The 20,847-nt window shown below is 57.9% G+C and carries 17 protein-coding genes; 7 read left to right on the top strand and 10 right to left on the bottom strand.

Annotated elements, in window-relative coordinates; genetic code table 11:
• Positions 1-50 precede the first annotated feature (50 nt).
• The 3 genes from BLS30_RS11595 (at position 51) to BLS30_RS11605 (ending at position 4,040) form a co-directional block, all read left to right on the top strand.
• A complete protein-coding gene (locus BLS30_RS11595; protein WP_090228921.1) occupies positions 51-2,216 on the top strand; it encodes a TRAP transporter permease in 2,166 nt (721 codons plus the stop codon).
• Positions 2,213-2,584: a DUF1850 domain-containing protein gene (locus BLS30_RS11600; RefSeq protein ID WP_046479057.1), complete on the top strand. Its 372-nt coding sequence runs from the start codon at positions 2,213-2,215 to the stop codon at positions 2,582-2,584. Before BLS30_RS11595 ends, BLS30_RS11600 begins: the two co-directional genes overlap by 4 nt.
• Positions 2,585-2,804: 220 nt before the next feature.
• The gene (locus BLS30_RS11605) at positions 2,805-4,040 is read left to right on the top strand and encodes an OmpA family protein (protein ID WP_090228925.1); all 1,236 of its coding nucleotides are present in this window, start codon (positions 2,805-2,807) and stop codon (positions 4,038-4,040) included.
• A gap of 6 nt (positions 4,041-4,046) precedes the next feature.
• Here the strand turns inward: BLS30_RS11605 and BLS30_RS11610 are convergent, their stop codons facing one another.
• The 7 genes from BLS30_RS11610 to BLS30_RS11640 form a co-directional block, all read right to left on the bottom strand.
• On the bottom strand, positions 4,047-5,012 hold the full coding sequence (locus tag BLS30_RS11610) for a 2-hydroxyacid dehydrogenase (protein ID WP_090228927.1): 966 nt from the start codon (positions 5,010-5,012) through the stop codon (positions 4,047-4,049).
• 25 nt (positions 5,013-5,037) lie between these two features.
• Positions 5,038-6,750 (bottom strand): sensor histidine kinase, encoded by a 1,713-nt coding sequence (locus BLS30_RS11615; RefSeq protein WP_046479054.1) that lies wholly within the window; start codon positions 6,748-6,750, stop codon positions 5,038-5,040.
• A 288-nt stretch (positions 6,751-7,038) separates the two neighbouring features.
• The gene (locus BLS30_RS11620; RefSeq protein ID WP_082101125.1) at positions 7,039-8,448 is read right to left on the bottom strand and encodes a sensor domain-containing phosphodiesterase; all 1,410 of its coding nucleotides are present in this window, start codon (positions 8,446-8,448) and stop codon (positions 7,039-7,041) included.
• Positions 8,449-8,604: 156 nt separating this feature from the next.
• Complete coding sequence (locus BLS30_RS11625) at positions 8,605-9,906, bottom strand: O-antigen ligase family protein (protein ID WP_090228930.1); 1,302 nt, start codon at positions 9,904-9,906, stop codon at positions 8,605-8,607.
• A 30-nt stretch (positions 9,907-9,936) separates the two neighbouring features.
• The gene (locus BLS30_RS11630) at positions 9,937-11,439 is read right to left on the bottom strand and encodes an undecaprenyl-phosphate glucose phosphotransferase (protein ID WP_046479053.1); all 1,503 of its coding nucleotides are present in this window, start codon (positions 11,437-11,439) and stop codon (positions 9,937-9,939) included.
• 99 nt (positions 11,440-11,538) lie between these two features.
• Positions 11,539-12,732, bottom strand: coding sequence for a glycosyltransferase family 4 protein (locus BLS30_RS11635; protein WP_244512423.1), 1,194 nt, complete (start codon positions 12,730-12,732; stop codon positions 11,539-11,541).
• Between the two features lie 33 nt (positions 12,733-12,765).
• Entirely contained in the window at positions 12,766-13,428 is a 663-nt protein-coding gene (locus tag BLS30_RS11640) for a polysaccharide biosynthesis/export family protein (RefSeq protein ID WP_046479052.1), read from the bottom strand.
• A gap of 165 nt (positions 13,429-13,593) precedes the next feature.
• On the opposite strand from BLS30_RS11640, the gene BLS30_RS11645 reads away from it, so the two are divergent.
• Together BLS30_RS11645 and BLS30_RS11650 are read left to right on the top strand one after the other, a co-directional pair.
• The gene (locus BLS30_RS11645; protein ID WP_090228933.1) at positions 13,594-15,783 is read left to right on the top strand and encodes a GumC family protein; all 2,190 of its coding nucleotides are present in this window, start codon (positions 13,594-13,596) and stop codon (positions 15,781-15,783) included.
• Positions 15,784-15,891: 108 nt separating this feature from the next.
• Complete coding sequence (locus BLS30_RS11650; RefSeq protein WP_046479050.1) at positions 15,892-16,968, top strand: polysaccharide deacetylase family protein; 1,077 nt, start codon at positions 15,892-15,894, stop codon at positions 16,966-16,968.
• A gap of 8 nt (positions 16,969-16,976) precedes the next feature.
• Here BLS30_RS11650 and BLS30_RS11655 read toward each other — a convergent pair whose 3' ends face one another.
• Positions 16,977-17,204, bottom strand: coding sequence for a DUF2842 domain-containing protein (locus tag BLS30_RS11655; RefSeq protein WP_046479049.1), 228 nt, complete (start codon positions 17,202-17,204; stop codon positions 16,977-16,979).
• Between the two features lie 137 nt (positions 17,205-17,341).
• Here BLS30_RS11655 and BLS30_RS11660 point away from each other — a divergent pair, with 137 nt between their 5' ends.
• A complete protein-coding gene (locus tag BLS30_RS11660; protein WP_090228937.1) occupies positions 17,342-18,451 on the top strand; it encodes a COX15/CtaA family protein in 1,110 nt (369 codons plus the stop codon).
• 200 nt (positions 18,452-18,651) lie between these two features.
• Positions 18,652-18,957 (top strand): hypothetical protein, encoded by a 306-nt coding sequence (locus BLS30_RS11665; RefSeq protein ID WP_090228940.1) that lies wholly within the window; start codon positions 18,652-18,654, stop codon positions 18,955-18,957.
• 61 nt (positions 18,958-19,018) lie between these two features.
• Here BLS30_RS11665 and argC read toward each other — a convergent pair whose 3' ends face one another.
• Together argC and BLS30_RS11675 are read right to left on the bottom strand one after the other, a co-directional pair.
• Positions 19,019-19,948, bottom strand: a complete 930-nt coding sequence (gene argC / locus BLS30_RS11670) for an N-acetyl-gamma-glutamyl-phosphate reductase (protein WP_046479046.1) — start codon at positions 19,946-19,948, stop codon at positions 19,019-19,021.
• A gap of 106 nt (positions 19,949-20,054) precedes the next feature.
• Complete coding sequence (locus BLS30_RS11675) at positions 20,055-20,831, bottom strand: TerC family protein (RefSeq protein ID WP_090228942.1); 777 nt, start codon at positions 20,829-20,831, stop codon at positions 20,055-20,057.
• Between the last annotated feature and the right edge of the window lie 16 nt (positions 20,832-20,847).

Below are 20,847 nucleotides of genomic sequence, written 5' to 3' on the forward strand. Positions count from 1 at the left end.
TAATATTTGCCGACGCCCGCCACTGTGCGGGCGTCGGTCATTTTGCTTGAATGATCTCCGCCAGGAAACCTTGGAGGGTTACGAGCGTGAGCAGCCACGTGCCTCGCGATACCGCAGGTGTCGCCAGCCCCGCGTCCCCGGCCTCCGGTCCGCGCGAAGCGTTGAGCCATACCTTTCCCCATGGCCCCGTGGGCTGGCTGCTATTTGCTATCGCTGTCGCCTTTTCACTTTTCCAGTTGGCGACCGCCGCTCACGTTGTTGATCTGCCGAGCCAACTCGTACGCAGCTTCCACGTTGGCTTTCTCGTACTTCTGTCGCTCCCGTTAGGAGCCGCGCTTGCGCGGGTAAAATGGCCGCTGACGGGTCTGGCATGGCTTCTCGGGCTCGCGGGCTTCGCAGTCGCCATCTACCAGTGGTGGGAATACGAGCCCCTTCTCCTGCGCGCCGGCGATCCCAACAACATCGACTTAATTGTCGGCATCATCTCGCTGGCCGTCGTGTTCCTCGCGACCATTGTCGTCATGGGGCCGGCGTTACCTATCCTTGCGGGGTTGTTCCTTCTTTATTGTTTGTTTGGACAATATCTGCCCGCGCCGCTCAATCATCGCGGCTACGATCTCACACAGGTGATCGACCACATGGCCTTCGGGACCGAGGGCATTTATGGCATTCCGGTCTTCGTTTCCTCGACATATATCTTTCTGTTCATCCTGTTTGGCGCATTTCTTGAGCGCGCAGGGATGATCCAGCTGTTCACCGATGTGTCGATGGGCCTGTTCGGACGCAGTCGAGGTGGCCCCGCCAAAGTCGCGGTATTCTCGTCTGGCCTTATGGGAACGATCTCAGGCTCCGGCGTGGCCAACGTCGTAACGACAGGCCAGTTCACGATTCCCCTGATGAAACGCTTTGGCTACAAGGCGGCTTTCGCGGGTGGGGTCGAAGCGACAGCTTCCATGGGCGGGCAGATCATGCCTCCAGTTATGGGCGCCGTCGCGTTCATCATGGCTGAAACTTTAGGCGTCGCATACGCGGAGGTCGTCAAAGCCGCAATTGTCCCTGCCGTCTTGTACTTCGCGTCCGCCTTCTGGATGGTGCACCTCGAAGCTGGCAAGCGCGGCCTGATGGGCTTGGGTGATCACGAAGTGCCATCAGCGCTCGATGCGATCAAACAGCAGTGGTATCTAATCCTGCCGCTCGCCGCGCTCGTCTACTTGCTTTTTTCCGGCTACACGCCGCTTTATTCCGGAACGGTTGGCTTAGTTCTGACGCTATTGCTGATACTTGGCAGTTCGGTCGCTCTAGAGCTTCCAAATATCGTAATCCGTTCGATCTTTTGGATCGGCTTGGGAATTATCGCGGCACTCTTTCTTGAATACGGTTTGCAAATCGTTGGCGCGGCCATTGCGCTGCTCATCGCTTGGAACTTCCTAACTAAAGGTGGTCGCGAAACCCTCAGCGACATTGTGATCGGACTTGCTGAAGGGGCAAAAACGGCACTGTCCGTCGGCGTTGCCTGCGCGATCGTCGGTATCATCATCGGCACGATGACATTGACGGGGGCCGCAACAACGTTCGGTGGCTTTATCGTGTCAGTTGGGGAGCACAACCTGTTCCTCTCGCTCCTGCTTACGATGATCACATGCATCATCTTAGGGATGGGTATCCCCACGATCCCAAACTACATCATCACTTCATCGCTCGCCGGTCCGGCGCTTCTGGAATTAGGCGTGCCACTGATCGTCAGTCATATGTTCGTTTTCTATTTCGGTATTCTGGCTGACTTGACGCCTCCCGTTGCGCTGGCCTGTTTTGCAGCCGCTCCAATTGCGCGGGAGTCCGGTCTCAGGATCTCGATTGAAGCCGTGAAGATCGCCGCCGCCGGCTTTGTCATTCCCTTCATCGCGGTCTACACCCCGGCCCTAATGCTGCAAGACGGTGGGCCGCTTGCCGAAGCCATCGGCTATCCCGCCGCTGTCGCCTACATTGTCGGCAAGACCGTGCTTGCCGTCGGCCTATGGGGCGCGGCCATCATTGGCTATCTGCGCGGGAGCATGTCCGCTCTCGAACGCATATTGGCAGCAGCAGCAGCCGTCACAATGATCGCGGCGCTTCCCGTGACTGATGAAGTCGGTTTTGCGCTTGCAGCTGTGGTCATCTTTTTGCACTGGCGCAGGACATCCGGCCACACATCCGTTGAACCGGGAGGATCAGGTTGAGCCTTTGCCTGCTCGCGAGTGGAAAGCTCACCGTGATCGCCGCCAGCGCGTTCACTCTCGCGTGGACACATTCCGTCGAGCGGATCGCCTGGGAAGAAGATTGGAAGCTAACGCCGCGTGGTCTTGAAATCGTCGAAGCCAGAGTCAAGGGCTCCGGTGCAGGAATGGAACCGCCCGAAGGTGCCGTATTGTCAAAAGGGTGGTGGCACTACAAGCCGCCCTTGGCTCCGATCAAGGAGCTCCACTTGGCTGCGTCAGGCGCGACTGCACCTTGGAGCCTGTGTACGCTAAAAGGCTGCGTGAAAATCTCTCCCGATCCTGAAATGGAAGCGGCAACGCTTGGCCGCTGTGCGGAGAGCGTGGACTAGAAGCCACAAACGCACGCTGTGGCACCCCGGAATGTTTCCCAAATTTATAGGCAATGATTGCGTTGCACCAAGCAACGGCATATTCACCTATTAAAGCCCACGGGTCAGCGCTGGGGGCATAGGCCCCACGGGGCAGCGCGGCCTGTTATGGCGAGGTCTCCCCGATCTCGCAAAGCAATGGGTACGCGTGCGTATCCGCAGGTAGGTGCAGGGTTGTGTTATGAAGAGGCTCGTAGTTGTTGTGGTGGTTTTGCTGTTGGCGACCGCGGTCGGCGCCGCGGTACTCGTCCAGCAAGGCTACTATGACCTGAATAACCTGAGATTCACCGACAACGCCGGCACCTCGGCTCCGGCAAACACCAAGGAAACGGTTGCGGCCGCCTCTGCGGCGACGCCAACACCGGCAGCGTCGACCAAGACTTCTCAGACTACGTCCAGAGCAAAGACCGAAGCGGAGAAGGTCGCGGCCGTCGATCCTTCCTCGCGCGCTTCTGCACAGGGCGATTCAACACCGCGCGCAGGAAAGTTAGCCGACGGATTGGCCTTTGATATTGCGCGGATACAACCTGATGGCGTTTCTGTTTTTGCCGGTCAGGGTAAGCCCCGCCAATTTGTTCGCGTGCTTGCTGACGGTGAGTTGGTTGGCACGGCGAAGGTCGATGACAATGGTGAGTGGGTTCTAATTACGGAACGCAAGCTCGCGAGCAACGATCCAAAACTTAGCTTGGAAGTCGGAGAGGCCCCGGCAGAGACATCCACTTCCGCTGACGGAAACTCCTCCGCGCGGATGGCGGCCGTTGATGACGCGTCATCTAACGCGGACGCGTCGAAGCAATCACCGGGCACGTCAAAACCCGGTCAGACCGCGCGCGACGTCAACGAAAAGATGCTGAGCGATCTCCAACGGCTCGTCGATGATGCGCGCCAAAGCGAGAACGGCCCAAAACGTGAACCAGCAGGTGTCGATACTTCGGCTGCCGAACAAGCGGAAACCGGGCCGGCAGATGCGGGATCTGTTGCCTCAGCTGCAACGGACGCGGACGAAGTCATGAAGCTCGCAGCAATGTCGGACGAACAGCCAGGGCGCACGCCACTCGTCGCTGAAGACAAGAAGATTCCAATTCCGATCCAGTTCGTCTACCGCGAGGCGATATTCACACACGATGGTGAGAAGGCGGCCGATTTGCTGCTCGAGTATCTCAAGCGCCGCAAACTGGACACGGTGACGCTCTCGGGTCACGCCGACGAACGCGGGACGCCCGAACTGAACATGGAGCTCTCTATGGACAGACTCAAAACCGTGGAGAACTATCTCCGCACCGGTGGGTTCACGGGCGAATTGCTACTTTTGCCGAAGGGTAAAACGGAGCCATTTACCGGTGTCGACCGTTCGAACTTCTCCCGAGAGGACCTGTACCAGCTGGATCGAAGGGTTGAACTACGACTGGCTAACTAAGCTGAGTTACACAAGCCGGTCACTTGGCTCATGACCTGAGAAAAAGGCATCCAGATTGTCCAGGGCGCGAAAGCCCATCGCATCTCGCGTTTCGCGCGTCGCGCTGCCGATGTGCGGCAACATGAAAACGTTGTCGAGTTTCGACAGCTCTGGATTGCCTCCGGGCTCGCGTTGAAAAACATCGAGACCAGCTGCTGCCAGTTTCCCTGATTTCAATGCATCAATGAGGGCCGCCTCATCGACAAGGCTACCACGGGCCGTGTTGACGAGAATGGCGCCGTCCGGCAGCAGCGAGAGCCGTGCGCTGTTCATCAGGTTGAGCGTTTCGGGACTCGCGGGGCAGTGAAGGGAAACGACGTCGCAGTGTCCTAACAGCTGTTCGACTGTTTCATGATAGACGCCATTCATTTCCTTTTCCGGCGGCAGACGACGCCGATTGTAGTAGTGAAGCTCCATGTCGAAGCCTTTGACCATGTGCGCAAAGGCAAGTCCGACGCGGCCCATGCCAACGATCCCAAGTCGTTTGCCGGTAAGTTGGGTTCCGACCATGAAGGACGGGCTCCAGCTCGTCCATTGCCCGGAACGCACGAGCCGGTCGCCTTCTCCTGCGCGCCGTGCCGCGGCCAGCATCAGCAAAGTGGCGATTTCAGCTGTCGCTTGCGAGAGAACGTCGGGCGTGTTGGTGACGACAATCCCACGCGCTTTGAGCGCAGGAAGATCGCAATGGTCAACGCCGACGGAGTGGTTGGCAATGATCTTGACGCGATCGGAAAGCCGGGAGGCTACGTCCGCAGAAAAGATCTCTGAATGGCACGGGAGGATCGCGTCAATCTCACTGCTCATGGCGACGATCTCATCGCCGGAATAAACCCGATCCTCGGGATTGAGCCGAACTTCATAGTCGCGTGCGGCGCGCGCTTCCGTAGCTGGCGAAAGTTTGCGGGTGATCCAAAGAACAGGTTTATCGCTCACGGTCTATCCGGCCCTCTTTGCCAGGTTAGGAGATGCGCCGCTTGAGATGGTGGGATGGTGCAATGACAGTATGCGGCGCTTCCAGTATCCACACCACGCCGGTCGAAGGAAACTCATAAACGACTTTTCCATCGAGTGTCTGAGCTGCAAGCCGTTCGATGACTATACGCCCGAAGCCCCATCGCTGCGGTTGCTCAACGTCCGGACCGTTGCTTTCGCGCCAGCTCAGGCGCAAGCCCACATTGTTTTCATTAGGAAGAGACCAGTCGATGTAGACTGTCCCTTCCTGACCACGAAGGGCGCCATACTTCGTCGCGTTCGTTGCTAGTTCGTGGAGCGCTAGGCCTATGGTCTGGGCGGCATCCGCCGTCAATGAGACCTCTGGCCCTTCTATGACGACGCGCCCGCCATCCTCCACGTCAGTAAAGGGCTTAAGTTGTTCGCGAATGAGCCGCGCGAGAGGAGCGTCGCCACGGTCTCGACCGAATACGAGTTCCTGAGACTGAATCATGGAATGCAGGCGCGACGTAAAGCCATCGAGGAAGTCGTCGATACTCGCGCTGCCCTTGCCGACTTGGCGGGCCATGGATTGGATAACGGCAAGCTGGTTCTTGTTGCGATGCGCAAGCTCACGCATCAGCATCTTGATGTGCTCAACCTGTTCTCGCGAGCGTTCCTCGCTGATCTTCAACGCTTCCGTACGTTCATGGATCAGCATCGAAGCGAGGCTCAACGTTTTCATGACCTGATCGGCTTCGGTAAGTGGTAAGCCTTCTGCCTCAACGACACCGCCGGACGCGAGCTTGCGTGTCGCGAGCGTAACACGCCCCATTGATCGAGCCATACGCCGTCCCACCAATATCGCAAGAAGCGTCGTCAGGATGCCGGCGAGAACGGCGGCGGACGCAAGCCAGCCGAGCGATTGCCAAAGCGAAGCTTCAAGCAAATTTTTGGGAGCGCTGATGATCGTACGCCAGCCAGTCAGGGTAGAGGTGTCCTGCATCTCAAGGCGGGTAACCCCATCCGTATCTCGCCTCTCCACCATGACGCCGGCAGGATGCCTCACAAGGTCAATGTCCGGCCCGCTCCCGTCATCGGGGGAGCGGGAGATGACCTCTCCTTTCTTGTCCGCTACTGCGATCGCCCACCCGGTAGGTAAAGCAGTCGTAGCGATGGTCTCGTGCACGCGCGCGGTCGTAATCGTCATCATAAGGATACAATGCAGAGCGCCATCCCGCATGACGGGAAGTCCTATGACGATGGCATCTCCATCACCGGGCGCGCCCATACCAACGAGTCCGGACACATGAACTCCCGGAGTCTCACCAACATGACGTGCGACGTTGCGATCGAAGGGACGTGGAGATGGCGCCCCGTAAGGCACGCGCGTATCGACGATGGGCTTCAGCGATGTGTCCAACAGGAGGACATATGTACGAGCATGACGCAGGGCAGCCTTAGTCTGCGCATGAAACGCTGCGTAATCATCCTGCGCGAGACTTTCAGAGAGCGCCAGCGCGCTGAGCAAAGTCACAAAGCCCTTAATCTCGCGATCAACGTCATTGGTGACATCAACCGATAGACGCTTCAGGCGTTCCTCATTGGCCGACATCTCTGCACGCGTGAACACCATGGCACCGAGTGCTGCGAAAAGCAGGAGCGGTGCTACCAGCGCCAGAGCGAAGCCGACGAGATGAGCGGTGAGCGATCGCGAGCGGTACTCGCTTCCTTGAGACATCCCGTCTGCCCAGTTGAATCAGTCATTGCGTTCCGCGCGCAAAACAGAGCGCGGAAGTGCGGCACCATTATCTCAACGAAGATCACACCGTGCCAAGCACTATTGTAATCGAGTAGCCGACAACCGGTCGCCTACTGACGAAACGAACGTCGCGACGTTAGGGGCATGGGCATTGAGAATATTTGATGACCAGTCTCTTCTGGTCTTTCAATTCGAACTTCAACAAATTTTGAAAGAAAATAGGATAATCAATGGAAATACATAAATTAAGAATATCTTCACCAATGCTCAAGGTATCTTGACGGCTTTCGGCATGAGATCGGCCGACGAGGCAAAGGCACCGTTCAGTAAATTCGGGACATCAGCAGCCGGTATAGGCTTTGAGAAATAAAAGCCCTGGCCATAGTCACAACCGACATTCGCCAGGAAAAGGTACTGCGCATTGGTTTCGATACCTTCGGCGACAATACTCAGCCGAAGCGCGCGACACATCTGAACGATCCCGCGAATGATGATCTGGTCTTCTTTATTCGAAAGGCAGTTGCGCACGAAGCCGCGGTCAAGCTTTAAGCCATCGATCGGCCAGTTGCGAAGATGCTGAAGGCTTGCGAAGCCGGTGCCGAAGTCGTCCAACGCGATGTGAATGCCCTGGCTGCGGAGTTCCGAAAGGCTCTTATGGATCTGGCCTTCAGGTGCCCCCATCGCGATGCCTTCCGTCGCTTCAACGACGAGGTCACGTGGGTTAAAGCGGTACATATCGAGCGCTTTGCTGATTTCGTCGGCAAAGCGCTTATTCATGAGGTCTGCAGATGTGACGTTAATGGCAAGACGTCCGGGTGCAAGGCCCTGCGCGCGCCACACAGCGTAGTCCTTCAACGCGGAATTCAACATCGCACGCGTCAAAAGAGGCGTGAGTGAGCGATCCGAAATTGCCTGGTTAAAGTCTTTAGGAGCGAGCAGGCCGCGCGTTGGGTGCTTCCAGCGGGCCAGGACCTCGAAGCCGACGGTGCGGCCCCACTTCAACTCCACAGTCGGCTGGTAGAAAGGAACGAACTCACCGTCGCTCAGCGCGCGGGAAATTTGAGCGCGCGCGGCACGCGGACGAGGCGCTGGACGATCTTTCGTCTCTGGGGCTTGAGAGGCCCTTCCAACAAGTGCAGCGGACTTCATTGTCGGTGCCGCAGGAACTGGACGGCTTTTGGGCGAACGGTTGGCCTGTTGGCGGAGTTTCAGGATGCCGGAAGCCGTTTCGGCCAGACGCTGCAAAACCGACAGCGCTGCGGCAGACAAACGCCGAGGCCGCGTATCCATCACACAAAGGATCGCAGCGCCATTTTCAGCGCCGGTTTCCAAAAGAAGTCCGGCATAAAATCGAATGTTGGGATCGTGACGGACCCACGCGCTTGCACGAAATCTCTCGTCTTTCGCCGCATTGCCAACGACGAACGTCCTGCCGCGATTAGTAAGCGTATAAGCGCAAAACGGGTTCTTGCGCGGGTGCGCCAGCGCATCGAGGCCGACACCCGTAACGAAGTGCTCTCGGTCGGAATCAACCAACGAAATGGCTGCGAGGGGACATCCGCTGATGTTGGAGGCAACTTCGCACAATGCTGCAAGCGCGCGTTCGGCCTCCACATCTGGGCGACCGGTCGACGCCCGCAGGGGCTCAATGTCGATGCGCGATCTGTACGAGGCCATAAGTCAATCCGGGCAAACACATGTTTAAGACAGTATGAAAGGCATGTCTGAGCATTAAGTTAAATTGTAACTATCTGCTCGGACCGGCCCCCTTCCGATATCTCCGGTTGGATGAGTATACCTCAGAAAGTCCCGTAAAACGGTATGTTTTCCGAATTATGGATGATCAAGTGAGCGCCTGTTGCTGATATCAGACGCGCAGTGCCCTCGTCCCACGGCCATCAACCCCCACGTCATACCTGTGAGCAGGTAAAAGTGCCGCCAGTGATCAGTATCAATAATAATACCTTCCAGAATGGTTGCCAGAAAGGCGGCATAGATCACTAGGAATAGCGGTCGCATTTCGCTTTTGCGCGCGGCGTGGCGAAGCCCAAATGCGGCTGTAACAGCAACAATGAGCCAGTAAACGCTACCGCCAAGCCATCCGGCATTGAGAAAGATGCTCAGATAGACGTTGTGCACTTCCTCACGGTGGTATTGCGTGCTGAACGTCAAGGCGCCGATACCCAATGGCTTTTCAGCGATGAGCTTGAGCGCTTTCGCCTGTCCGCCAAAGCGCCCGTCTGGGCCGGAATCGTAGCTCTGGCTGAGGCTGGCGCGTTGGCTGAGAAGGTCTGAAACGCCATCGAACTGAGCGGCGACGGCTACGATGGCGATGAGAGCAGCCACGCCTGCTGAGCCAAGCAGGATGACGCGGGCGCGCTGGCCGCTGGTCGGTGCCGTGACAAAGGCCAGATACCCGAAGATGAGAACGGCAATCGCGAGGTTAACCCAAGCACCTCGGGAAAAGCTGAGAAGAATGGCGAGCGCCAGAATTCCCGCGATAGCGAGCGGTACAATTGCCGAGCGGAGCGGGCGATTGATCACGAGGTGCAGCATGTACAAGGCAGGCGCAACCAGAAACGCGCCGAACACGTTCGGATCCTTGAAGGTTCCGGCGGCGCGGCCGTACTTCGTGAAGAGATCATAGGCGCCCGGCATGACGGAGAAATAGCCGACAATAGCCGCGCAGGCGGCCACCAACGCGGCACAAGTCCAGGCATTCAGGATGAGACGTGTGTGGGCATCCGGACGCTTGGCAACAAAGCCAGCGAAGACGAACGAGGCGAGGCTCAGGTAGAGCGAGATCGTCGTGAAGGTAACTGAGGCCTGGATATCCGGAATGGTCGCAGAAGATATGTATCCGCCTGCCGCCACAAACAGCCATGCTGACAGATAGAGCACGAGAACCGGCGTAGTCCTCACCAAGCCGACGACCGGAAGAAGCACGATGAGCCCCATCATAAGCGCATCGACCGGCGCAGGCTCACTAAACACCAGCCCGCTGCTGCCGATCGCGAGCCAGACGCAGACGAGAGATAACTTATGAACGACGCTCGCAGACCGCTCCTTAGGCGCGAAACGTAGCGACTGTGGGAGCGGCCTTCTGCCGATAAACGCTGCGTCTGCGGGTGCCATGAATACGCTCTACAATACCTAACCAGATCCTCAGTATGCGTTTTCGGTTTTGATAAGCGAAAACGGCGTCTTAGCGAGGATGTAGAGGTCCAAAAATACCGACCAGTTCTCGATGTAATAGATGTCATGCTCGACGCGCTTGACGATCTTGAGCTCAGTATCGGTCTCACCCCGCCAGCCATGGATCTGAGCCCATCCGGTGATGCCCGGTTTGACTTTGTGTCGGGCAAAATAGCCCTTCACGACGTCGTCGTAGAGTTCGGTCCCAGCCTTTGCAGACAATGCATGGGGACGCGGCCCGACGAGCGAAAGCTCGCCCTTTAGCACGTTGAACAGCTGCGGAAGTTCATCAAGGCTCGACTTGCGAATGAAGCGGCCGACGCGGGTAACACGCGGATCCCCCTTCGTGACGAGCTTGCTCGCTGTCGCATCGCAAAGGTCAGTGTACATCGAGCGGAACTTGAAAACTTCGATCAACTCGTTGTTGAAGCCATAGCGCTTCTGGCGGAACAGCACGGGGCCGCGGCTGTCGAGCTTGATGGCGATTGCCACCGCAGCCATGACCGGGGCCAAGGCGACAAGAGCCGCAACGGCGATCACCTTGTCGAACACAGATTTCGCGATGCCGCCCCAGGCTGCAATCGGTTTATCCATAAGGTCGATCATGGCCACGTCGCCAATCCGCGAGTACGCGTGCGGCGCAAAGCGCAGCCGCGAGGCGCCAGCCGGCATCTTGATATCGACGGGAAGCTGAGAGAGCTCGGTCAGGAGTTGGTCGATGCGTGCCTCTGCCGTGATCGGCAGTGCAACAATGATCAGGTCAACCCGTGTCGAGCGTGTGAATTGCACGAGATCTTGGAGTTTACCCAGCAGGGGATAGCCATTCGTGCTCAACGGCGCACGACCGTCACCGCGCTCATCAAACAGACCACAGATCCGGATATCGCTATTCAGGTCGTCCTCAAGCTGAGCAATCGCCGCTTCCGTAACGGGACCTGTTCCGTAAATAATGGCACGACGGCTAAGGCGGCCGCTACGATGCCAGCTCTGTGCGAGCGAAGCGACAACGAGCCGTTCGGCAATAAGGAGTGCGCCACCGGCGACAAACCAAGCGGCCATCCAAAAGCGGGAAAATTCGCCACCCAGCTTTGCGAAGAACAAACCAGCCGCAAGAAATGCAAACGCAACCATCCATCCCAAAGCGATACGCGGCAAATTGCGGACGCCGGCGACCAACCGGTCAATTCGATACAAACCCAGGTAGTGAAAACTTAAAATGGAGATACCAGCTGTCGCAAAAGCAGCGATCAGATAGCTCGCGTGCATGGCGGTGTTCAAATCTGAGACATATGCCGCTGCAACAATGAGCCCCGTCAGAGCGCACAACGTGAACTCGATGAAGCGGACGCTATCGCTGACAACGTTAGCGGAGATCAGCGGCGACTTTGCGTCTACTGAAAAATCCCATAAACGCGGCGCTTTGAGCGTGGTGACTGGTGTATCGGTGCAAACGCGGGCAACAGACTTGGACATGATCTTCTCTTCTGGGCATTGTCCCAATTTGGACAACTGCCCTGAAGGCAAGCAGTGATTGTGCCATAGCAGCCGCTGATACCGGAGTCCGCGTCAACGTTATCGATTAGGGTAAAGATCATCTGACAACGCGACTCGACCTGGCACATCGAACATGGCCGTGCGTATCAATTGTTCACGATAGAAGTCGAGAACCGCACCTGTCATTTTGGCGACGGTGAAGCGTTGAGCAACGAGGCCGCGTAGCTGGATTGCGCGGCTACGTGAATCTTCCATATCGTCCAGTGTTGCCGCCATGGCGCAGGCCAACGCCTCGACGTTATCTGGAGCTACGAGGCGTGTGGCGCTTCCGCGAACGATCTCGGGCATGCCGCCGACATTGCTGGCGATCAGCGGCAACCCCGCGGCGGCAGCTTCCAAGGCGACATAAGGCAGACTCTCAGCGCGTGACGGCATAACAAGCGCGCGCCCCATCGTGAACGCTTGCCGCGCAGGGAGAGCTCCTGTGAACGAAACCCGCGCGCCTAGTCCAAGCTCGCGCGCAAGGGCACGCAGCGGCATCGCATCCGGCCCGTCGCCGGCAATCACGGCACGCGGCGGTTTGGCAAACCGTAGCCGCGAGAGGGCGCGCAGGAGCAGGTCAACGCCCTTCAGGTCGCGCAACTCACCGACAAATACAAACTCGGCCGCATCCTCATGGGGGACAACAACATCAAAGTCTTCCGGGCTCAGGCCATTGGGGATGACGCGCTGGGCGACGCCGACCGATGCGACACCGCGCGTATAAATGTTTTCCGCAAAGGCGCTTTCAAAAATGACGCCTTCGCTCATCCGTGCGAGGGCGGCCTCCGTATAAACGTACGCGCGGCCTTTCAGGCCGCCGCCGAAGTAGTGAAGACTTCCACCGTGCGGTGTATAAAACCGAACAGGTGCGCGGCGTGACCATGGCAAGATGCGGCCGCCGAGGCGCGCATAGAGTCCACCCTTGGCGCCGTGTCCGTGTAAGACGTCGACGTCCAAGCTGCGTGCGAGGCGACGGGTGAAAAGGACAGCGGGAAGGTCTCCCGGTCCCGGCGAACGTGGCATGGGCGTCCGATACAGCCCAAGAGAGAGAGACGCTTCGAGTGACACGAGCCGGTCACCCGTGAGCCCATCGCAACTCGTGGAGTCAACAAGAACGCCGACCTCGTGACCAAGGGCTGCCTGCTCAAGGGCGAGGTCGCGGACGTGGCGGAATAGGCCGCCAACGGGCGCGCGTAGGATGTGCAGGATACGTAACGGCCAGCCCATCATTGTTTCACCTCAAACGCTTTAGCTCTCCAAACCTCAGAAAAACCGCTCGTAAACGAACACGGTGTCGCCGGGCTTGAGGACATAGTCCGCGGATGTCTCAAGCTGCTCGACCAAGCCGTTGATCCGACGCGTCACACGGAACGTGCGCGTGCTTGCGCGTTCGCTATAACCGCCGGCAATCGCGATCGCCGTCTCGACGGTCATGCCCGATACGTACGGAAACTGACCTGCGTTCCGGACCTCGCCCAGAATAAAGAACGGCCGGTTCTGCTGCAGATCGACCGTGACCTGCGGGTCGCGCACGTATTCGGCACCAAGCCGGCGTGTGATCACCCGCGTAAGGCCGTCGGTGGTCAACCCCCGAGCGCTGACGTTGCCGATCAGTGGCACCGAAATCCGTCCGGCATGGTCCACAACGTAAATCCGCGAAAGATTTGGCTGGCCATAGACAAAGATACGCAATCGATCGCCGGTATCGAGCAGGTAAGGCCCGTCGCTGTCAGCAACGGCTTGCGGACCGGCAAAATCACCGGGCTGAACAGTCGGTTCGCCCCAAGTGACATACTCAACTCGGGCGTCGGGCTCACTGATAGCTGCGCGCACGTCCTCGCCGAAAGGCGCTGGGCCATGACCGCTGGCACAGCCGCCAAGCAGCAGTGCAAAAGCCATTGGCACACAGGAAAGACGCAACGACATCACTTGTCACCTTGTCGAATAAAACTCGTTTAGCTCGGGTGTAGCCCGCACCGGGTTAAGAAAGACTCACCTCATGTGCAATTTCTGAACGGTTAAGAGATTGCTTACTCACGCACGGTCTAATCCCGTTGACGTATTGGACGTTAATCGCCCGATGGATACCGCATGCGTGACAAGAGCTTCGCCTCCCCAGACGATATTGACCTGATGGCCTTATGGGCGACCCTGCGTCGCGCCATGCCGAAGCTGCTTGTGCTGACGCTTGCCGCCGGGATCCTCACTTATGTCGTGCTGTCAATGATGGCACCGCGCTACACCTCGCAGGCCGAGATGGCGATTGTCGCCAAGGGAACGGCCAATCCGTTCAGCAATCCCAACAATCCAACTGCTGGCCTCGACACCTTACCCTCACGCATGGACAAGGAAGCGGTGAACACGCACGTCCATGCGCTGCTCTCGAGCAATCTCGCAGCGAGGGTCATCAAGGAGCTGCAACTCGACAGCCGCAGAGAGTTCAACGCTTCGTTGGGGCCGGTAGATTCCCTCGATACCGTTATGCGTCTGGTTGGTCTTGGCGGTAGTCGTCCTGGAATCTCCGACGAAGATGAAGCTTTAAAAGAGTTCTTCAGTCGGCTGGACGTTTACAGCCCGGCGGAAAGCCGCGTGATCAACATACAGTTCACCTCGGTTGATCCGGGGCTAGCGGCCAAGGTCGCCAACACTGTTGCTGAGACCTATCGCGAGGAATTGGCGCAAGCGACGGTCGCCGAAACGGACACCGTCCAAAAGTCGCTGGCTCCAAGGATCGAAGCTCTCAGCGAGGAAGTTAGCAAGGCTGAATCCGAGGTCGCAAACTTCCGGGCCAAAGCCGGCTTGCTGCGGAGTGGCGCGCAGCAGACGCCGCTGAATGAGCAGCAACTTGGTGACATCGCATCCGAGCTGACTAGGGCAAGTGCAACGACGTCTGCGGCTCAGACACGGGCGAAGGCGGCGCGGCAGCTGCTGTCAAAACGGGCACCTGAGGCCATCCCGGAAGTCCAAGCTTCTCCGATCATTCAGAATCTCATTCAACAACGGGTGACGGTTGAGCGCGATCTTCTGAAGCTCTCGGCAACAATGAAGCCGGCCCATCCAGTGATCCGCCAACTCAACGCTGACCTGAACGCGGTGAAACAGCAAATATCAGCCGAGGTCGCTAATCTGGTAGCGGGCCTCGACCGTGAGGCGTTCATCGCTGCAGAGCAGGAAGCCGCGATCCGTAAACGTCTGGACGCCGTCAAAATCGAAGTCGCAGACAGCGGCGCCGACAATGTCGAGCTGCGGCAACTCGAGGCCAGGGCCGCGGCAAAGCGCGGCGAACTCGAGCGGCTGCAAGCACAATTCGAAGCCAACCGTGCCCGGGCCGACGGCGGGGTCGTTCCGGTTGAAGCTCAGATCATCGCGTTGGCACGGCCTTCGAGTGTCCCCGTCTTTCCACGCAAGGTGCCGTACACCGTCCTGGTAATGGTCGGCACACTTCTCCTCGGAACGGCCATCGTTATTACGGTTGGCCTCGCGGCAGGTGCGCGTAAAGGTGACGAGAGCGAGTGTCGGTTGCGTGAGGAAATCGCCGTGGTCGCCGCGTCCGATCCAGCACCCGTCGAAGCTAGTCCGCCACCTCTCCCAAGGCCAAATCCGGAAACAGCCGAGGCAGCCGACTTGGCGCCTGCATTCCGCTCCCCAGATGCACTGGCCGAACATCTTGTCCATAGCGCCGGAACAGCGAGGACAGGACAGCGGACGATCCTGGCAAGTCACGCCGACCCAGCGACGACGGTGGCCGTTGTGCGTGATGCAGCGAACGCTATGACAGAAGCTGGAGCCCAAACCCTCATTATCGACGGCAGCTTCGATGGCGATGGATTAGCGGACGCGTTCCAGATGTCACGCGCGCCGGGGTTTACAGAGTTGATCAGCGGGGCCGTGACGTTCAGCGATGTTGTGCGCAGTTTGCCGGGTAGCGGCGTACATATCATCGCCTGCGGCGCAGTGAATGCATCGGACGAAAACGTCGACGCCGATCAGCTCAACATGATCCTCGATGCTCTGGATGAGGCATATGACCAGATCCTCGTCGTCGCACGCGCGCAGGCCGCGCGGGCCATTTTCGAAACGATACAGGGGCGTTTCGATATCGCGATAATTATGGACAACGCGGAGACGAGGCGCACCGCATTCTCTGAACACGGAACATTTCTGGGCTTCACCGTGAGCGACATCGAACTCTTGCGTTATGAGACAGAGGTGATGGAGGGCCGCGGCGGTAAGGCGGAGAAGCGATGGAACCAAGCGCTGCGCGCCGCGAGCATCGCCTGAGGCTTTGTGATGAGAAGCGGGTTTTCTTCTTATGAGTTTGGCATTAATCACTGTGCAGATTGATTTTCTGGGCGATGGTGTGCGCTCTCAAAGAGCCGGGAAAAGCATATGAGCCGTACCAACACAAAGCTCCTCCAAGCTGCGTTGCGGACGTTGCGGACAACGCGGACGGACAGCCTCGCTGAGCCGCTCACCGGCGGTATCGGCGCAATCTTTATGCTGCATCGGGTAACGCCCGATACTGGTGAAGGCTTTGCGCCAAATCGCATTCTCTCTTTAACGCCGGAATTTCTGGAAGCCGTTGTCGATCAGGTTCGCGAATGGGGTTACGACATCATCTCTTTGGATGAGGTCCCCGCCCGCATCTCGGAACACGAAGGCGCTCCACCGTTCGTGTGCTTCACATTCGACGACGGATATCGTGATAATCGGGATCTCGCCTATCCCATCTTCAAGTCGCGCAACCTTCCCATGGCCGTTTACGTGCCGGAAGACTTCGCCGATGGAAAGGGCGACTTGTGGTGGCTCGTCCTGGAAAGCGCCATCCGTAAAGCTGCCTCGGTGCGATGCGACATCGATGGTCGAACCTTTGCGTTGGCCACACGCACTGACGCTGAGAAAAACGCAGCGTTCCACAAGCTGTATTGGGCTCTCCGTGCTGTCGCAGAAGATGATGCGCGAAGCATTGTAGCGGGCTTGGCTGAGCGCGCAGGCTATGATCCCGCAGGCCTGTGTCGTAACCTTGTCATGTCATGGGACGAATTGCGCGAATTCGCAGCCGATCCGTTGGTGACGATCGGAGCCCATACAACCGGTCACTACGCTCTGGCAAAATTACCCATCGAGCGTGCACGCCGCGAAATGGCGGGCAGCATCGCCCGGATCGAGAGTGAACTCGACCGACCCTGCCGCCACTTTAGCTATCCTTACGGAAACGACGCCGCGGCGGGTCAACGTGAGTTTGATCTGGCGCGTGAGCTGGGAATGTTGACTGCGGTAACCACGCGCAAGGGTCTCATCCACGCGAGCCACGCGACGCAGCTGACCGCTTTGCCCCGAGTTTCGCTAAATGGCGACTACCAGGAGATCGGTTTTGTCCGGACGCTCTTGTCCGGTCTCCCCTTCGCTCTAATCGACGCAGCGCGGCAGGCATCGAGCATCGGGACCTTCCGGCGCCGGGCTTAACCTTAACGTTAGTTGCCGGCCTTCAGATCATCGTCCGAACGAGACATCCACGAGACGATAAACGCAGCCGGGATAACCCAGATCAATCCTGCGATGACGTAGAATGCGAGTTCGACAAACTTGCTCGTAGTGTTGACCTGAAGAACGATAGCGACGGCAAGCGCCAATAAGGCGTAGATCGCGAGAAACACGAGTAAGACGATTGCCCCGATCAGCTTCCGCGTTCGGCTAGTCATAAAAACGTTCCATATATGCGTTGAGGGCGCCGTCTCACTGGCATTTGACCGGTGACGACGAGCCTGCGGCCTTTGGTGCGTTGATCTTGCAGGTGCCGCCTCATAACAAAAGGCTAGCGACTTGTGGAGGATGATCAATGACGCAACGCTCAGCCCTGTCAAATATTGGCGCGCGTCCAGCTCATGAAGCCATTCCGGCTTCTGATCGGGCTGTGCGCCTATGGCTGATCGTGGTTGCGCTCCTCGTATTTGCCATGATCGTTGTCGGCGGTGCGACACGGCTCACAGACTCCGGTCTTTCTATCACCGAATGGCTGCCACTGCTCGGCGCCATTCCGCCGCTCAATGACGCAGATTGGGCGGATGCCTTCGCGAAGTACCAGCAGATCCCGCAATACGAGCTCTTGAACCACGGCATGTCTCTTGCCGAGTTCAAGTTCATCTATTGGTGGGAATGGTCCCATCGCTTCCTCGGTCGCTTCATCGGCGTGGTGTTTGCGCTCCCGCTGATCTTTTTCTGGCTGACGGGACGCCTTCGCCCGGTCCTCGTGCCAAAGCTTTGGGGTCTGTTGGCGTTGGGAGCACTGCAAGGTTTCTTCGGCTGGTACATGGTTCAATCCGGTCTCGTGGAACGGATTGATGTCAGCCACTACCGGCTCGCACTCCACCTTACGACCGCGCTTGTTATTCTCGCGCTTCTAACGTGGCTTGTACTCGACCTGTCCACACTTGGCGACACGGATCGCATCCGCCTTCAAACAGTGACATCCGGTCAACGACGCTTAGCGTACACCATGGGTGCACTCCTACTGGTTCAGGTGATCATTGGCGCATTTGTGGCAGGTATGAACGCCGGCCTGACGTACAATACTTGGCCGCTCATGGATGGTCGGCTGATCCCGAATGGCCTGGGTACGCTCAGCCCCTGGTACATGAACGTCGTCGAAAACGTCACCACAGTGCAATTCATCCATCGCACATTGGCGTATCTCCTGCTCGTTTTGGCAGGGTATCAGGCGATCCGATTGGCATTGAGTGAGGACGACGAACGGATCATTGCGTCGTCACGGCTCTTCGTAATTGCGCTCCTCTGCCAAGCGGGACTTGGAATCTGGACTCTGTTGGAAGCCGGCGTAGCGGGGCATATTCCGATCTCGCTAGGATTGCTGCATCAGGCTGGAGCGGCGATTGTCGTCGTGGCCTGCGTTTGGCATCTCCACAATATGACTCGGACCAACGCGCAATGATTGACGCATAATCTTCGGGAGAGGTTTGCTCACCGCGGGCCAAAGAAAACTGCGGTGAGTGATTGAAACTGTGCCTCATTTGCAGCGCCTGTTGCAGGATATGCTGCTGAATGAGGCCCTGTTACTGGTGCCTGCCCCCACCTCCCGTTAAGACGAGTGCGGAAAAGCTTTCGTTGCCGCGTCTCGGGAGGCATTTGTACATGCGTATTGTATTTGTCCTTGCGGCTGCTTTGCTCGCCGCAATGTCGGTATCGGTGTCCGCCGGTTATAATCGCGACATGATCTGTTGGACGTTGACATCGGGCAAGAGCGCCTGCGCTTTCATGCCGAAGCACTACCGTCTCTCATTTGTTCCGAAGCCAAATTGCGCGGGCGTTTTCCAATGCCAGCGCAGCCAGGTTCATTTCGCTCTCACGCGTCGGCGCTTGCGTGAGCTTTCACGCTACGTCGATACATCGCGGATGCTCCCAACGCACACGGCGACGCTCTACGCCCGCCTGTATTGAACAAAGTACGAGCGATGGTTGCCGCCGCGACTGTCGTCCTGCGCTTAAGGCGGATTACAGTCTACAGACCGAACATGAGCTTCAGGTTTTGAACGGCAGCACCCGCCGCACCTTTGCCGAGGTTGTCTAAACGCGCCAGAAGAACGGCCTGCTTCTGCGTCTCACTGCCGAACACGAACAACTCAATCTTGTCTGTTCCATTGAGTGCAACCGCACCAATGCGCTGGCCAACCGTTTCAAGCGGCTCATGCACCACGGAAACGATCGTGCTGCCGTCATAATGCTTGGTGAGAGCGAGTTCGAGATCGCGCAGGCTCGGTTTGCCCGGAAGCAGATCGAGATGGAGAGGGATGCTTACGAGCATGCCCTGCCGGAAATTTCCAACCGACGGTACAAAGATCGGCCGGCGCGTCAGGCCGGAATACCGCATCAATTCAGGGACGTGTTTGTGCGATAGGCCAAGGCCATAAAGCTCGAACGGCTCGGCCGTGCCTGCTTCATAGGCTTCGATCATAGACCGCCCGCCGCCGGAATACCCCGAGACAGCGTTGACGCTAATGCCAAAGTCGGAAGGGATAAGCCCGGCGTCGACCAGGGGGCGGATCAGCGCGATACCGCCTGTCGGATAGCAGCCGGGGTTCGTCACCCGTCGAGCATTCTGAATTTGATCAGCGTGCCCGCCGACAAGTTCCGCGAAACCGTAGGTCCAATCGTCAGCCGTCCGGTGTGCGCTGGAGGCGTCGATAATGCGGGGCGCATTGTCTCCAAGATTATCTGCCAGCGACACGGCTTCACGCGCAGCATCGTCTGGCAGGCATAGGATAATGACATCGGCAGCGCGCATCATGTCGAGACGTGCTTCAGCGTCTTTGCGCTTCTCTGGCGCAATGCTGATGACTTCGACATCGATACCGTCGCTGAGCCGCTCGCGGATCTGGAGACCCGTGGTGCCAGCTTCACCGTCTATGAAGACTTTCGGCTGCTTGGCCATATCCTGCAAAAAGATCCCGAGAAATAGGTGGTGTGGAAATGGCGTATCCAGCTTGCACTGGATACGCCACGGATGACTTCTAAACGTAACCGATCAATCAGTTTGCCTAGGGTGTTCCGCTAGCGCCTGGCCCAAGGCCCAATCGGTGCAGAATTGCACTGAACAGATCTTCGCTGCAGCCGAAATTGAACACCTCACAGGTAATCTCGTGCGAGCCCCTATAGATCATGTCCAACGAAACATAAACGATGATCAGCAGACCAATCCAGGTAATCCAGGGGTAGCGGACCAGAAGTCTGGCGATGAAATGAGCAGCAAGCGCCATCAAGACGATCGCGACCGCAAGACCAACAACAAGAACCAGCGGCTCGCCCTTCGCAGCACCTGCAACCGCGAGAACGTTGTCGAGCGACATGGAAATGTCAGCGACAATGATCTGCGAAACAGCAGCCCAGAAGCTGACGGGCGGACCAGTGGTGCTCTTCGCATCGAGATTTTTCTCGATCTCGTCGATGTTGTGCTCTTCTCCGCCGGTAATCTGCCGGTACATCTTCCAGCAGACCCAAAGGAGAAGAATGCCACCCGCCAGCGTCAGGCCGACGATCGCGAGAATCTGGGTCGTGACGGATGCAAACAGAATTCGGAGAACAACGGCGCCCGCGATGCCCCAGAAGATCACCCGTCCTCGGATGTCCGGCGCGACACGTGAGGCGGCCAAGCCGACGATGATGGCGTTATCTCCCGCCAGCACGACGTCGATCATAATGATTTGCAACAGGGCCGCGTAGTTCTCCCGGTACCACTGAGGTGACACCAGATGCGAGAACTCAACGCCGATAAACTGCGCAATTGCGATTGGATCTACGTTAAGTAGAAAGTCCATCTTTTAAAGCACCTCG

Source organism: Filomicrobium insigne (assembly GCF_900104305.1).
In the GTDB taxonomy this organism is placed as follows: Bacteria; Pseudomonadota; Alphaproteobacteria; order Rhizobiales; family Hyphomicrobiaceae; genus Filomicrobium; species Filomicrobium insigne.